The organism is Aporhodopirellula sallentina SM41 (genome assembly GCF_000346505.1).
Classification (GTDB): Bacteria; Planctomycetota; Planctomycetia; order Pirellulales; family Pirellulaceae; genus Rhodopirellula; species Rhodopirellula sallentina.
Genome location: NZ_ANOH01000384.1, coordinates 20,999 through 34,866 on the forward strand (window position 1 = coordinate 20,999; position 13,868 = coordinate 34,866).

General features: G+C 55.5%; 10 protein-coding genes and 1 pseudogene. 2 read left to right on the plus strand and 9 right to left on the minus strand.

Going from position 1 to position 13,868, the window contains the following annotated elements:
• Positions 1-16 precede the first annotated feature (16 nt).
• Positions 17-859, minus strand: coding sequence for a hypothetical protein (locus tag RSSM_RS24915; RefSeq protein ID WP_144060096.1), 843 nt, complete (start codon positions 857-859; stop codon positions 17-19).
• Positions 860-1,245: 386 nt separating this feature from the next.
• On the opposite strand from RSSM_RS24915, the gene RSSM_RS24920 reads away from it, so the two are divergent.
• Positions 1,246-1,812 carry an FKBP-type peptidyl-prolyl cis-trans isomerase gene (locus RSSM_RS24920; RefSeq protein ID WP_008686440.1) on the plus strand — a complete coding sequence of 189 codons (567 nt, stop codon included), beginning with the start codon at positions 1,246-1,248 and terminating at the stop codon, positions 1,810-1,812.
• 257 nt (positions 1,813-2,069) lie between these two features.
• Here RSSM_RS24920 and RSSM_RS24925 read toward each other — a convergent pair whose 3' ends face one another.
• The 7 genes from RSSM_RS24925 to RSSM_RS24970 form a co-directional block, all read right to left on the minus strand.
• Entirely contained in the window at positions 2,070-2,270 is a 201-nt protein-coding gene (locus tag RSSM_RS24925) for a DUF7219 family protein (protein ID WP_008686443.1), read from the minus strand.
• Positions 2,271-2,481: 211 nt separating this feature from the next.
• Positions 2,482-3,558, minus strand: a complete 1,077-nt coding sequence (pstS, locus tag RSSM_RS24930; RefSeq protein WP_008686446.1) for a phosphate ABC transporter substrate-binding protein PstS — start codon at positions 3,556-3,558, stop codon at positions 2,482-2,484.
• A gap of 103 nt (positions 3,559-3,661) precedes the next feature.
• Positions 3,662-4,855, minus strand: a complete 1,194-nt coding sequence (locus tag RSSM_RS34350) for a hypothetical protein (RefSeq protein ID WP_201767233.1) — start codon at positions 4,853-4,855, stop codon at positions 3,662-3,664.
• Positions 4,856-4,905: 50 nt separating this feature from the next.
• Positions 4,906-5,802: a phosphate ABC transporter ATP-binding protein PstB gene (pstB, locus tag RSSM_RS24955; protein ID WP_236621368.1), complete on the minus strand. Its 897-nt coding sequence runs from the start codon at positions 5,800-5,802 to the stop codon at positions 4,906-4,908.
• A gap of 68 nt (positions 5,803-5,870) precedes the next feature.
• Entirely contained in the window at positions 5,871-8,033 is a 2,163-nt protein-coding gene (pstA, locus tag RSSM_RS31960) for a phosphate ABC transporter permease PstA (RefSeq protein ID WP_201767234.1), read from the minus strand.
• 29 nt (positions 8,034-8,062) lie between these two features.
• Positions 8,063-10,675 (minus strand): ABC transporter permease subunit, encoded by a 2,613-nt coding sequence (locus RSSM_RS24965; RefSeq protein ID WP_008686454.1) that lies wholly within the window; start codon positions 10,673-10,675, stop codon positions 8,063-8,065.
• 81 nt (positions 10,676-10,756) lie between these two features.
• A complete protein-coding gene (locus tag RSSM_RS24970) occupies positions 10,757-11,731 on the minus strand; it encodes a PstS family phosphate ABC transporter substrate-binding protein (protein WP_008686456.1) in 975 nt (324 codons plus the stop codon).
• A 535-nt stretch (positions 11,732-12,266) separates the two neighbouring features.
• Here RSSM_RS24970 and RSSM_RS35605 point away from each other — a divergent pair.
• Positions 12,267-12,702, plus strand: a pseudogene (locus tag RSSM_RS35605) (transposase); the annotation flags it as partial.
• 463 nt (positions 12,703-13,165) lie between these two features.
• Here RSSM_RS35605 and RSSM_RS33950 read toward each other — a convergent pair.
• Positions 13,166-13,868 (minus strand): hypothetical protein (locus RSSM_RS33950; protein WP_044303599.1); only part of this gene is annotated, 703 nt, incomplete at its 5' end.

Sequence of the window (13,868 nt, forward strand, 5' to 3'; positions counted from 1 at the left end):
CCTTTCGTAGTGGGGGTCACTGGGGCGCGCATTGTCCGCCGGGGCAGCATCCGCCCGGGCCACATTGGCCGTTCGGGCCGCATTGACCACCGGGACAGCATCCCTGCTGGGCAGATTCCACTTTCGCGATGAGTTCAGCGGAGGTAACCGCGCCAGTGAACTTGGCGATCGGTTGCCCCGCAGGGGAAATCAACACCATCGCCGAATCATGCGAGGTAGGGGAAATCTTGAGGCTGGTCAGAAACGCGTGCTCTCGCTGGTCGGCGGGATCAATCGTGATCACTTCGGTCGCGGCACCAAAACGTTGGTCCGCCAGAAATCCGTTGGCGGCCAACCGGACTTCGTCATGGTGAGGCGTTTGTTGATTGGAAACGCAAACTAGCGAGAGCTTCTGATCTTGCATGGCTTTCAAACACGACGCCGTGCCTTCGCTGACGATACCTGCTCGCAGTTGCTCGGCCGTCGCTTTGAGTGGCCACGCTTTAGTGACGGCACCGTTGGGCGCGACCGCAGCGATCAATGGAAGGGGGGCTCGCTGAACGCCGAACACTTCCACGGTTTCCGATTCAGATGGATCAGTTACCTGAACACGGATCGTGTTGATCGGGACATCGGATTGGGACTTCGTTTCGCTGAGGACCGCGTTCATCCGCTGCGTCGCATCGTTGTCGTTTCGCCAAAACAACACGTACGAGAATTGACGCATTTCGGACGCTGCGGACAAGGCCGTCAACCCTGGGCTGTTGCTCGATTTCCAGGGATGGGTCGGTTGCGGGTCCGCCTGCGCGAAAGTGCTGAACATGACCGCGATGCATGCCGCAAGCGATCCAATTTTGAGGTGCAACATCCTGATTGTCATCTATCGTGACTCCTTGAGTTGGAACGACACATGCACGGTCGTTCACGGGAACTTCCTGCTCGCTGGCCAACAGCGAGTATCGTTACTTACTTGTAACTCATATTCGTCAATACGCATATGCTAATTTAGGCGCAGTTGAGCAAAGGTTGAAATAGCAGAGATCAAGCATCGCGAGGCGGCAGGGCCCATCGCGTACTTCGCATTTTGCTGAGAAGCGAAGAGCGACCGGCGACAACGGCTTGAGTCAGGGTTGATAGCAAATCAGAAATGTCGGACTTTCGATCGCTGCCTGATTTCGCTAGTCTCGACGAGAGTTTGGAGGCGCGGACTGTCTCCGGGGTGCGTGTTTGAAACGCGAGTCGTGAGACAGGAGCATTGGAAGAGCGATGAAGGTTTGGCTGTCGTGGTGTTTATTGGGCTGCATCCTGGTGTTTTCGGGGTGCCGTTCGACGGGAAAAACGAGTCCGGAAATTCCACCGGAGATGCTCGCCGCATTCTCAGAAGACTCGTTGGCAGCCGCGTCCACATCGACGGTGTCTCAGCCCAGTGGAGTCACGTTTGTCGATCTGCCTGAACTCCAATCCGGCACCGGCCCAATGGATGCCGGTGAAGTTCCGGCTTTCTCAGCGACCGGTTCGGGGCTGAAGTACCGGATCTTGCGAAAATCCAGTGGCAGAAAGCCGACCGCGGCGGATACCGTGAGTGTCCACTATCGCGGATGGCTGCACAGCGGAAAGGTGTTTGACAGCTCGTATGAACGAGGCGAACCGACCAGCTTTCCGCTCAAGAGCGTCGTTGCCGGATGGACCGAAGGGATGCAACTGGTCGGCGAAGGCGGCATGATCGAATTGTACGTTCCATCGCATCTTGGGTATGGCGAACGCGGCTCGCCGGGCTCCATTCCACCGCACGCCAATTTGCACTTCATCGTTGAATTAGTGAGCGTCAACTGAAACGACTCGCGACGTTCGGAATGCAAATCACACGGGCAAAACGACATTCCTCGTTTCTTTGAAAAACCACCGCGTAGTGTTGCAATCAGCGGTTAAAAACAGATCCGAAAACTCATCAGCCGATCGGCGTTAGCAGCGGTCCTCTCGGGACAACCGAGGCCAACACCCTCCAGCGTGAAAAAGCGGTGGGTAATCAACACATGCGCGCAGATCGGTTGGTCTGGATATCCGGATGCCCGATCGCGACCGGATTGTGTTTAGGCGTCGTTGTCGATGTTGAGATTTTTCTTGCTGCGTTTGAGGTCTTTCCACAAACCCTTGATCCGGCTGTACGCTTCCGCCTGCGTGATTTTTTCTTGAGCCTCAAGGCTGCAGATAAAGCCGACACGTGATGCAAACTCTTGAAGGTTTGCATCGAAGATTATCTTCTCGGCAAAAGACGCGTCGTTGTTGTCCATGTTGATCCTACGATAGAGAGCCCACGTCGACTGCGAGACAAAACACGATGTCGCGCAGCCAGCGTCATGCAACCAGTTGCGAAAACGGTGCCGCGTCGCCACGACGTTAGAAGCGTTTTAGAATTTGACGTGGACGAATCCTGTCGCTGAATTCGCCGGAATCCAAGGCACCGAAATCCGGCGACATCAACAACGCCATTTTCAGAACGATTTATGAGCCAATCTTTCCGAGTTGGTCTTCGGCCGAGCGAATCACGTGCGGTGCTAAACGTACGTTGCCCGACGCTTCACTGTAGTCTTGCCCAGAGGTAAGACACCACTGAACAAAATCCTTTACCTGCTGGGCTTTCTCAGAGTCCGCATACTTTTGACGTAACAGCATCCAGGTGAATGTGACAATCGGGTAGGAGTGCTCACCTTCGGGATCGGGAAAATAACCGACCAGATTGGAAGGGAGTTTGGCATTGAGCAGAGTTTCGAGGCCACTCGTTCCGCCTGGGGCGACAAAACTCCCGGCTTGGTTTTCGAGCGAAGCCATTGGAAGGTTCACATCGCGTGCCGCACCGTATTGGACGTAGCCGATCGTATAGGGTGTCCGTTGGACCAAACCGGCAACGCCCGAGTTTCCATCCCCCTTCAAGTTTTGCCCGGACCAATTGAGCGTTTTGACACCGAGGTCGGTGTCGCCGGTTGCTTTCGGGTTGCCATGCTCCTCCCGCCACTCGTCGCTGATTGAGGACAGATGGTTTGTGAACGCCCACGTGGTTCCACTGCTGTCGAGCCGAACGACCGGTTGAATGACCTCATTGGGGAGGTCTTGGTCGGGGTTGGCTTTTTGAATGTGGGCATCATTCCACCGGACCTCTTTCCCGAGGAACACGTCGGCATAGACCTCGCGTGGTAACTGTAAATTTTTTGGGAGGCCTTCCGGGTTGTATGCCAAAACGATAACGCCTGCGGTGATCGGGACTTGGATTGCTCCGCCGTCGACCGAGTCGATCACGTCCTGAGTGACGCCCGCGTCCGTCGCCCCAAAGTCAGTTTTACCCGCGAGAAATTCCTTTTCCCCACCACCACTTCCGATGCCTTCATAGACGACTTCGATCGCTTCGTTACGCCGTTCATATTCGGTTGCCCATTTCTGAACGATGATCTCGGCGAACGTCGAGCCGGAGCCCTGAAGTGTCGACTGAGGCGTGTTCAGTTCCTCATTGCTGCAACCGGAGATCAGTACGAGACAGGCAAAGATCAGGTTGATGATTGGGTTTTGAATCAAATAGGTTTTCACGTAACGATCTCCATAAGGTTTTCATTCAGTGCGTCACGAACGTGTGACGCACTGAATGATGAGTGCAAAGTCGGGAATGAGGGGGAAAGATCGACTAACCGCGTTAGTTCAATCCGCATACCCGTAGATAGGCATCAATGGTTTCGGCGTCAGGTGCCTTGAGAGTGAGACCGCCTGGACCGGCCGCCGGACGAATGACGTGTTTCGCCAATTCGCCTGCATCTCGGTAGTCCTTGAGCTCTTCACTTCCATTGCGGAACACCCACACGCGACCGTCATCGAGTTTCGTCACAAACCCGGGTTGTGCGACGAGATAGGCATCGATGGTTTCCGCATCGGGAGCCTTCAACGTGACTCCGTTGGGGCCCGCAGCGGGGCGGATGACATGCTTTGCCAATTCGCCTTGCTTGAGGAAGTCCGATAGTTCCTCGGATCCTTTTCGAAAAACCCACAGACGGCCATCGTCATACTTCAACACGAACCCTGGTTTGGACGCGAGGTACAGGTCCAGGGTTTCGGTATCGGGAGCTTTCATCGTCATCCCCATCGGCCCAGCGCCCGGGCGGATGACGTGCTTGGCGAGTTCGCCTTGTTGTTCGTAGTCGTTGAGTTCTTCCGAGCCGGCAACAAACACCCACAGTCGTCCGTCTTCGATTTTGGTTTCGAAACCTGGTTTGGCGGTGAGGTATCGCGAGATGGTTTCGGCGTCGGGAGCTTTGAGCGTCATCCCTGCGGGGCCGGCCCCGGGCCGAATTACGTGTTTGGCCAGTTCGCCTTTTTCCACGAAGTCAGTCAACTCGGGGCTGCTGATTTCGAAGACCCAAAGTCGACCGTCTTCTTCGTAAACCGCGAATCCGTCTTTCGCCCACGGGTTGCTTTCCGCAGAGATCGCCATGGGTTTCCCGGATGCCGCGTAGTGGACCCAATGCCAATCATCGTTGTCGGCATCAAACCCCTCAGCCATTTTTCGTCGGGCGGTAATGGCAGTAGGAGTATCGCTGTCACCTTGGTAGTGCTCGGTTACGACGAGGACTCCTTCGCCCTGCGCGGCGTCGCTGTTTTTGGACGCCAAGCGGAAGTGCTGAGATGAATCATCCGACGGTGGTCCGCTGGGGAAATCACTGCTAGGGGTGATTCGTTCCCATTTTCGATAGTCGGTTTCGCTGAGGTATTTCCAGAGCGATTCGGCGTACTGCTTTTGCGCTTCGGGGCGTTTGGAATCTTGAGCCTGAATGTTTGTGGTGCTCGCAACCGATAGGCAGGCGACGAAGGTTGCCACAAAGAGACGATGCAACATGGTGGTGGTCCGGTAAAAGCGTGGGGGGATTGAAATCGTGAACGGGTCGATCAACCGAATCTTCCCGTGGTGTAGTCTTCTGTTTCTCGCAATCTCGGCTCGCTGAAGATCACCTCCGTCTTTCCATATTCGATAAGGTGTCCGAGATACATAAACGCCGTGTAGTCACTCACCCGCGCGGCCTGTTGCATGTTGTGCGTTACCACGAGGACGGTGTATTGGCCGGCAAGTTCAGAGATCAGGTCTTCGACTTTGCCCGATGAGACCGGGTCGAGAGCCGAGCAAGGTTCGTCGAGCAAGAGCACTTCCGGTTCGCTCGCGATGGCTCGGGCGATACACAGACGCTGTTGTTGACCTCCGGAGAGGCTCAGCCCGCTTTCGTGAAGTCGGTCCTTGACTTCGCCCCACAACGCTGCACCTCGGAGGCTGCGTTCGCAGACTTCTTCCAAAACGGCACGGTTATTTTCGCCATCAATGCGTAGGGGGTAGACGACATTCTCGAAAATGCTCATCGGAAAAGGGTTCGGCTTTTGAAAAACCATTCCCATCATTTTTCGAAGTTCGATCACGTCCACGTCGGGAGCCAAGATCGACTGGTCGTAGAGCTGCATGTCACCGTCGGTGCGGACTCCGTCGATCAAGTCATTCATGCGATTGACGCTGCGAAGCAGTGTGGATTTCCCGCACCCCGATGGTCCAATCAACGCGGTGACTTTGCCAGCGGGAATCCTCATCGAGACATCGAACAGAGCTTGCTTGGCGCCATACCAAAGGCAGAAGTCCTTGATCTCGAGTATCGCGGACTCGTCCATAATCTCAGGGTGAATCTCCGACGGCAGGTGTTCACCCGCCGCGATTCGTTCAAGTCGTCTGAGTTGCGTTTGGCCGTTCGTTGCCACTGCGCTGCTGTCTTGAGCGTTCGGTTCTTTCATCGTCTCGTTCTGCATCGTCGTATCCGTAAAGGGGTGTTTCTGTGGTTGAGCCCGCGGCATGGCGTTGGCTCGCTTGGAAACACTTAGAACTGGCTATAAGCGAACTTCTTCTTCAGTCGAGAACGAAGGCCGATCGCTAGAAGATTCATGAGGGCAATCAACGCAATGAGTAGCAGCGTGGTGGTGAAGACCATCGGCTTTGCCGCTTCACTGTTTTGACTTTGAAAACCAAGGTCGTAGATGTGGAAACCCAGGTGCATGAAACTGCGTTCGAGGTGGACGAACGGAACGTGACCGTCCATTGGCAATTCAGGTGCGAGCTTCACCGCACCGACCAACATCAGCGGAGCCACTTCACCTGCCCCACGAGCCATCGCCAAAATCATTCCCGTCATGATTCCGGGCATTGCTCGCGGCAGGACGATCCGACGAATGGTTTGCCATTTGGTCGCACCGCACGCCAACGAGCCTTCACGCATGGATCGTGGCACCGCGGCGAGTGCTTCTTCGGTGGCCACGATGACGACCGGCAAGGTCAGCAGCGCGAGTGTCAGTGCGGCCCACATAATCCCGCCGGTGCCAAACGTTGGACTCGGCAGTTTGGCTTCGAAAAACAGTTGGTCGATCGAAGCTCCGATCAAGTAACAAAAGAAGCCCAGACCAAACACACCGAACACGATGCTCGGGACACCCGCCAAGTTGTTGATAGCGATTCGGACGATGCTGACCATCAATCCGGCCTTCGCGTATTCACGCAGGTACAGAGCGGCTAAGACGCCGAACGGAACGACCACGACTGACATCAACAGCGTCATCACGACCGTGCCCCAAATCGCGGGGAACACGCCGCCTTCGCTGTTCGCTTCTCGAGGGTCGTCGGACAAGAACTCCCACCAACGTGAGAAGTAAATGCCTAGCCGTTCGCTGAAACCCAACTGATTGGCGGGATAGGTCCGAACAATGTCGGCGAGAGGGATCGCGTGCTCCTGCCCGGTCGACGTGGTCACGATCATTTGGTAGCGATCGTTCTCGTCATCGAGCGATTGAATCTGCGAGCGAATTTCCGCGAAAGCTTTGTCTAGTTTTTCTTTCTCTGCGAGGAATTGCTTGTTGGCTTCTTCCCATTCCGGTGAGTCTTTTCCGTTTGCCAATTCGATGCTTCGTAGGTCAAGACGGGCCTGCTCGAGTTCGTGGTTAATTTGTCCGGTATCCGAGATCTCCAAGTCACGGCGTTGGTGCCATCGATCACGAACGACCGGATGCAGTTCTAAGAACTTTGCCCAGACCGCTTGAGGGTCCGTCTCGGTTGCCTCGCCATCGACCTGCAATTCTTTCGGCACGCCGTAAAAACGCCCCCAGGTCAAACGTTCGAAGAGTACCGCCCACTCGGGATCGGATTCGCTGTCCGGCTCGGTGGCGAAGTCACTCACCCAGGTGAAGTGTTCGTTGGTGAGTTCGTAGTTGCCCGTACGAAACAACCTGCGATGAGCCGCAGTCTCGACATCAAAACTCTGCAGGGTCAGGAATCGGTTGCCGTAGATTGAACTAAGAACGTCGCCGTCGGATTGAATCGCGTCGAGCATCGCATCGGGATTTGGCGTCGAGCTCCAGGCGGCTTCGGCGTCTTGCCAGGACTGCCAAAGCGCGAACAGGGCGGCTCCGGTGTCGTCCGCTTGCAGAGCGGTTTTGATATCGGAGGCGACTTGTGTTTCAATGCTGGACTGTTTCGCTGACAACAGTTGCGAAATTCCGTCGGTCAGGGCGTTGCGTTGGATCGCTGGGGCTTCGACGACTTGGGGCAATCCGGACGTCAGCTTTTGCAGCGACCGCTCGACCGACTCGCTTTGCCGGTTGATGAATTCCGCCACCCCATCGCGGTCTTCAATCTTCGACAGTTTTTTCTGAAAGATCGGGTTGAGTAACGCGACGGCTTCCTCGCGAACAGGCTCGCTGAACGTCCCGATATCTCCATAGCCGAGGTGGTAATGATCGTTCCGCGTGACTTCGCCGAGGACCGTGTCACCGTCGAGGGTACGCACCTGCGTGATCGCGACCGGCCAAAACGTGGTTGCTCCTTGGTAGAGTACGAGCAGCAACAACCCAATGATCATGACCACGCAGATCACCAGCGCCCCTCCGTGCAACCAAAGCATCGGTTCGGAACGTGCGGCGAGCGATTGTCCGCCACCGACCAGCCGACGTTTCAGCGGCGTGCTGGATGGTTCAGGGGAGGGTGATTCCGACACAGAATCGGCATCGTTAATCGTGTCAATACTCATAGCTGGAAGGCCCTCTTGCGGAAGCGAAGACGGATCGTTTCGGCCACCGTGTTGACGACGAACGTGATAACAAACAAAAGTAGCGCGGCGAGAAAGAGCATTCGATAGTGACTGCTGTTGATGACCGCTTCGGGGAGTTCGACGGCGATGTTTGCCGAGAGGGTTCGAAATCCGTTGAAGACATTGAGGTCCATCAACGCAGTGTTCCCGGCCGCCATCAGGACGATCATCGTTTCCCCAACGGCACGGCCGAGACCGACCATCACGGCAGAGAACAGCCCGCTCATCGCGGTCGGCACGACGACGCGGATTGCGGTCTGCCACGGTGTTGCACCTGCACCGAGTGATGCGGCGCGAATGGATTCGGGTACCGCCGACAGTGCGTCATCGGCGATCGTGTAGATGATTGGAATCACCGCAAATCCCATGATGGCTCCCACGATGAGTGAGTTCCGTTGGACGTACGTTCCCACGTAACTGCCGCGTGGATCCCAGCCCAATGTGTTCAGGATTGCGGATGCGATGTAAGCGATCGCAACCGTACCGAGACAGGCAACCAAGAACTTCACCAAGTCGATTTGCGCGAACGAGGATCGGGGCCAATGCTTACCGGCACTGCGGATACGAGGCGACACCAGCGAATTGACAAACCAAATCACCAGGAACGCACTGAGTGGAAGAAGGATAAACATCCAGGCCCCCGTGCCCGTTCCGATTTGGCCGTCGAGCCACGCCTTGATGTCGCCGGCAAACAGCCATCGCTCGACCGAATCGCCAAAGAAATACGCCATCGCCAAACCAATAGGCAGTGCGATCGCGACTCCGAAAATGCGATACTTTCGGAACTGCACTTCTAAGGATGCCGGCAAGAGCTGCCACAGATACGCACCGAGAAGGAACGCGAACGGCACCGTAATCAGGGCCGTCAAAACTTCCGGCACGATGTCTTCGACCAACGGTGCAAAGAACAACGCGGCGAGGAAGCCCAGCACGACACTCGGAAGACTCGCCATCACCTCAATGGTCGGTTTGATACGAGCCTTTGCTTTCGCGTGCAGGAATTCGCTCGTGTAGATGGCCGCCAGAAGTGCGAGCGGCACGGCGAACAGCATCGAGTAAAAGGTTGACTTCAACGTTCCAAAGACAAGTGGCATCATGCCATACTTTTCTTCGAATTCGTCCGTTCCGCTAGACGACTGCCAAGCGTGCTCCGGTTCCGCGTAACCCTCGTACCAGACTGATGAAAAGATGGACGACCATGTGATCTCGGGATGGCTCGCGTCGACGGCCCAGACCTGAAGCTGGTCGTCGTTGATACTGACAACGGCGTTGTCTTTCGGGGCGATGGCGAGGTGGGTGGCCGGGAGGTTGCCATCGGTCAGTTTGGCTTCGCTGAGCTCTTGATTGCTGGTCACATGAAACAGGCGAACCGATTGATCTTCGAACCCGACGGCGACCATCCGAGAACGTGGCGATGCGGCTAGCGACACGACGGGGGAGTCGCCCGCGGGAAGTCGGTGGGCACGGACGAGAGTGGCACCGTCGGAGGTGGTTGCGTCTTCCGGTTTAACACGGAACCACACGTCGACATTGCCGTCGCTGTCTCCGGTGACGATCGATGTTTTGCCGATCAGAAATTCAATCGCAGTTAGCCGAGCGTCGGGAGATTCGACGAGGTCGACCGTTTCGACGAGTGTTGGTTTACTCGCGTTGCGGCAGTCAAATCGTTCGGCACGCCCATCAGGCCATGTAACGATGACGGAATCACCGAGGCCCGCGAGCATGATGTGATTGGGGGCTGAGCCGTCGGAAAGCTCAACTTGCGTTTTCCCTTCGCGAAGCTTGGTGGTGATTTTTCCGGTGAGCAAGTTCTTCCGTTCGGTTACCCGGGCGAGGCGAAACTCGCCATTCTCGGTCAACAACGCGAAGATCTTTCCTTTCGATGAAACCGATTGATCGATCAGAGTGATCTTCGAATCGACGTCGACTTTGATTGGATCCTGCAAATCGGCAACCAGCGTTTGCAACCGAAATTGATTCTCCGGGGTCCGCTCTAGAATCCCGCCTTCATATGGGACACCGTCGCCGATCGGCAGGTCAGTGACTTCATCAGGCAGATTGTCGTCGGCAACGAAGGATGTTTCGAATCCGATTGTCCCCAACCTGACGGTTGCATCTTCAAATGCGAAGGCGACATGACCGCCGCGAAGCGAAAACGACCAGGCCGTCGGTGTCTCACCGGGAAAGAGTGCTTGGCTGCCGATCTGTTCGCCCGTTTCGCTGTGATACCAAACCAGATCCCCATCGGAATCCACGGTCCACGTGATGTGCAAATATTCGTTGACTCCCATGTGGATCAGGGAGGAGCTTTGCGAAGCCAGTTTCTTGGGGAAGTCTTCCTGAGATTGCATGGCAGCGGGCAGGAACAGTGGGAAGACCACCCAAAGCAAAAAGACGAACACGAGCGACACGGTCAAGATCGTGCCGATGCCTCCGAGCTTGATGAGCAGACCAGCGAACCGGTCAGCCAGCAGGACGCTGGTGCGGGTCTTTCGCGAGCGTTTACGAACGACGGGGCGTGAATCGGTTGTCGGTTGATCCGAACTCATTCTTTGTTTTCCATGGCCGACCCAAACCGCCGCGGAAACGAGGTTTGGGCCGGCAAACTTTGAAGTGCGAAACTCGTTGCTCTACTCGATTCCAACGCTCGACAAAGCTTCTTGAGCGATCGCAGCAGGCACTGGGAAATAGCCGTCTTTGACGACGTCCTGTTGGCCTTGCTTGCTGAAGACGTAACGAATGAACTCACGACGCAATGGGTCGAGGTCGCTACCTGGCTTGTGGTTCACGTAGAGATAGAGGAACCGTGCCAATGGGTATTCGCCGGTGTAAGCGTTGTCTGGAATCGCCTCCACCATGTCGCCACCTTCTTCGGAAGCCAATGCAACCGCCCGAACATCAGCGGTTTTGTATCCGATGCCACTGTATCCGATGCCGTACTTGTCACTGGCACATCCTTGAACCACCGACGAACTGCCTGGCTGCTCCTTCACTTCGTCTTTGTAGTCACCACCGAAGAGGGCGTTCTTCTTGAAGTAACCATAAGTTCCCGATGCCGAGTTACGGCCGTAGAGGCTGATCGGCTGCGATGCGAACGCACCACTCAGGCCGGCTTGTCCCCATGTGCGAACGTCTGAAGAGTAGCCGCCTTTGCGGGTCTTCGAGAAAATCGCATCCACTTGCTGAAGCGTCAAACCCTTGATCGGGTTGTCTTTGTTGACGTAGACAGCCAGCATGTCGATGCTGGTCGGCAGCGAAACCGGCTTGTAGCCGTATTGTTTTTCGAACGCGTCGAGTTCAGCGTTCTTCATCTCGCGGCTCATCGGGCCGAACTGCGAAGTACCGCTGATCAGTGCGGGAGGTGCGGTCGACGAACCCTTGCCTTCGATTTCAATGCGGACGTTTGGGTAGTAACGAAGGAAACCTTCGGCCCACAACGTCATCTCATTGTTCATCGTGTCCGAGCCGATGCTCTTCAGGCTGCCGGAGATTCCTTGGACAGGTGTGTATTCTTGGAGTTCCGCGTCCACGGTTACCTGCGCAATTGCAGGAGTGCAAAGCAATGCAGTGAACAAGAGGCCAACGATTCTGAGCTTCACCATCATTCCAACCTTAAGTCATTTATGTATTGGGGTCTGAAAACGAATTGCGATCAAAACTGTTTTTGCTCGCATATTCGCTGGGACGCATATAGTGGAGCTGTGCCCCCTCCGCGTCAACGCAACGACTGTTAAGGTTTCGTGAATTGAATGCAGGCTGTTACCCGCGCCCCTGTTTGCGCCAGAGAAATCGTTGTTTTTGGCAAAATGGGCACGCCCCAAAGGCCAGGCGATTTCAATGCGATGGAAAAATTTGAATGCAATGGAGTGAAATAGGAGTGCCACCTCCACCTCCGAAGCAAACCGGTGCCTGATCGCAGAGAGACACTGATCACAGAGAGACACTGAGATGCGCCATTTCGAGATTGAAACTCGCTCCGGTGGTCTGCGGAGGTGGTTTCGTACAAGCGGGGTTCTATCTCGCCTCCGGACGGTAGAGGCAATCGTTTTCTCAACTGGATGCGACCTGTGGCAATGGATGTGCCCAACGTTCGACCATGACAGTGCTTTTTTTCGCTCCTGACAGTGCTTTGTTCGCTATTGGCAGCGCTGCACGGTTCACTTGTACCGCAATGTGTTGAAAGATGTTCCGCGTGGCAAATCGAAAGATTATGCCGCGATGCTGAAAGCGGTTCATGCTCAATAGGATATCGACGCTACCCGCGAGGAAGCCGACGCAGTGACCTCGAAACTCCGTTCGATGCGTCTTGCAGCTGCGGCGAAGTGCTTTGAGGACCGCGTTGAAGAGACGCTCTCGTACATGGCTTATCCCCGTGAACATTGGAGCGAATCCGTAGCAACAACATGTTTTAGCGGGTCATGAAGGAGATCCTGCGTAGGACGCGTGTGGTTGGAGCGTTCCCTGACGGCAAGAGTGCAATGATGCTTGTCGCGGCTAGATTTCGGGAACGAAATGGGGCACGCGCCGCTATCTGGACATGGATTGTTTACACCAACCCGAGGAGACCACCGACTGACGACGCGAGAAAATTCCATTCATTGGCCACGTGGCCAATGAATGGAATTTTCAGAGTCGGGCTGGAAAATCAAATGTGCGCAACTTGACGGACACTACCACCGCGACAGTGGCCTACCACACAACCGACCAAGTGCTGTTCGACAAGACTTGTGGGACGCCTAGGTGTTACTTTGGCCAGCTACGCCAACCGGGACGTGGCCATCCCCAATGATCTGGATGGCATCATCGAGGCAATCGAGCTTTATTCGTAAGCCGCTCCCCGCGGTGCTCGCTTCCAAAAATGTCGCAGGCACACTCCCGCGTGCCGTCCGCAACGAACCACCGTGCTTGTTGCATCTGGCGAACGGCACACGGAGTGTGCCTTTGACGATGTCCACATCATTCCACCGTATCGAAGTTTCTCATAGAGAGACACGGTACGGCCCCCCAAAAGTTTAGATCGTGTTGATTACCACCGGATGCTATCCCCCAACCAATCCATAAAGATCAGCGAACTTCGTGAACAAACGCGAGTAAGCGGCTTCGTTTCCGGGGACGGGTTTGCCGAACGACACCCCGTTTTGAAGCATCCAAGTCGCCAGTTTTGCCGCATCGGCCCCGTGTCGATCGATGTCAAACGGTTGCGACGTTCCCATTCGCTCGACCTTTCCGGTATCACGCATCCGTTGAATTGTTTGGAATAGCCTCGCTAGAAAGTCCTCCGTGCGAATGTACTGCATCGTCTCGGCAGTACTGAGAGTCTTTTTGCGGCTCGGTGGGTACTGCGACATGTAGGCCTGCGACAGTGCCGCTGAGGCAAGCCGCAATTCCTTGAGTGCTTCAAATTCGATCGTGTCGTCACCGGCAAACTGGTTGATCTTTATCACCGCATTCTTCAAGCGTTCACGCGGGACGTCGAACTCAGGGCTGCGCAGATGATCCGGCCACCACGAGAGACTCATGCCTGACTGCTGCAGCAATGGTTTGGTCAGCTTGGCGGAACCCGGGGACTTGATTTGAATTCCCTTCAAATCTGCCGAAGTCAACGTCATTCGAGAACGAACTTGCTGTTCGATCGAATGTCCTAAATCAATTCCGTAGGCCACCGGAGTCTCTGCGAGTGCGTACAGCAACTTGTTGAGCGAGACTCCCGACTGGATCGATGACGCGTTGCGTTCCCGATCG

Bases quoted from the DNA above. Each gene is read 5' to 3' on its own strand.
- RSSM_RS24915 (WP_144060096.1), bottom strand. From the start codon at position 859: ATGACAATCAGGATGTTGCACCTCAAAATTGGATCGCTTGCGGCATGC.
- RSSM_RS24920 (WP_008686440.1), top strand. From the start codon at position 1,246: ATGAAGGTTTGGCTGTCGTGGTGTTTATTGGGCTGCATCCTGGTGTTT.
- RSSM_RS24925 (WP_008686443.1), bottom strand. From the start codon at position 2,270: ATGGACAACAACGACGCGTCTTTTGCCGAGAAGATAATCTTCGATGCA.
- RSSM_RS34350 (WP_201767233.1), bottom strand. From the start codon at position 4,855: ATGTTGCATCGTCTCTTTGTGGCAACCTTCGTCGCCTGCCTATCGGTT.
- pstB (WP_236621368.1), bottom strand. From the start codon at position 5,802: ATGCAGAACGAGACGATGAAAGAACCGAACGCTCAAGACAGCAGCGCA.
- RSSM_RS24965 (WP_008686454.1), bottom strand. From the start codon at position 10,675: ATGAGTTCGGATCAACCGACAACCGATTCACGCCCCGTCGTTCGTAAA.
- RSSM_RS24970 (WP_008686456.1), bottom strand. From the start codon at position 11,731: ATGATGGTGAAGCTCAGAATCGTTGGCCTCTTGTTCACTGCATTGCTT.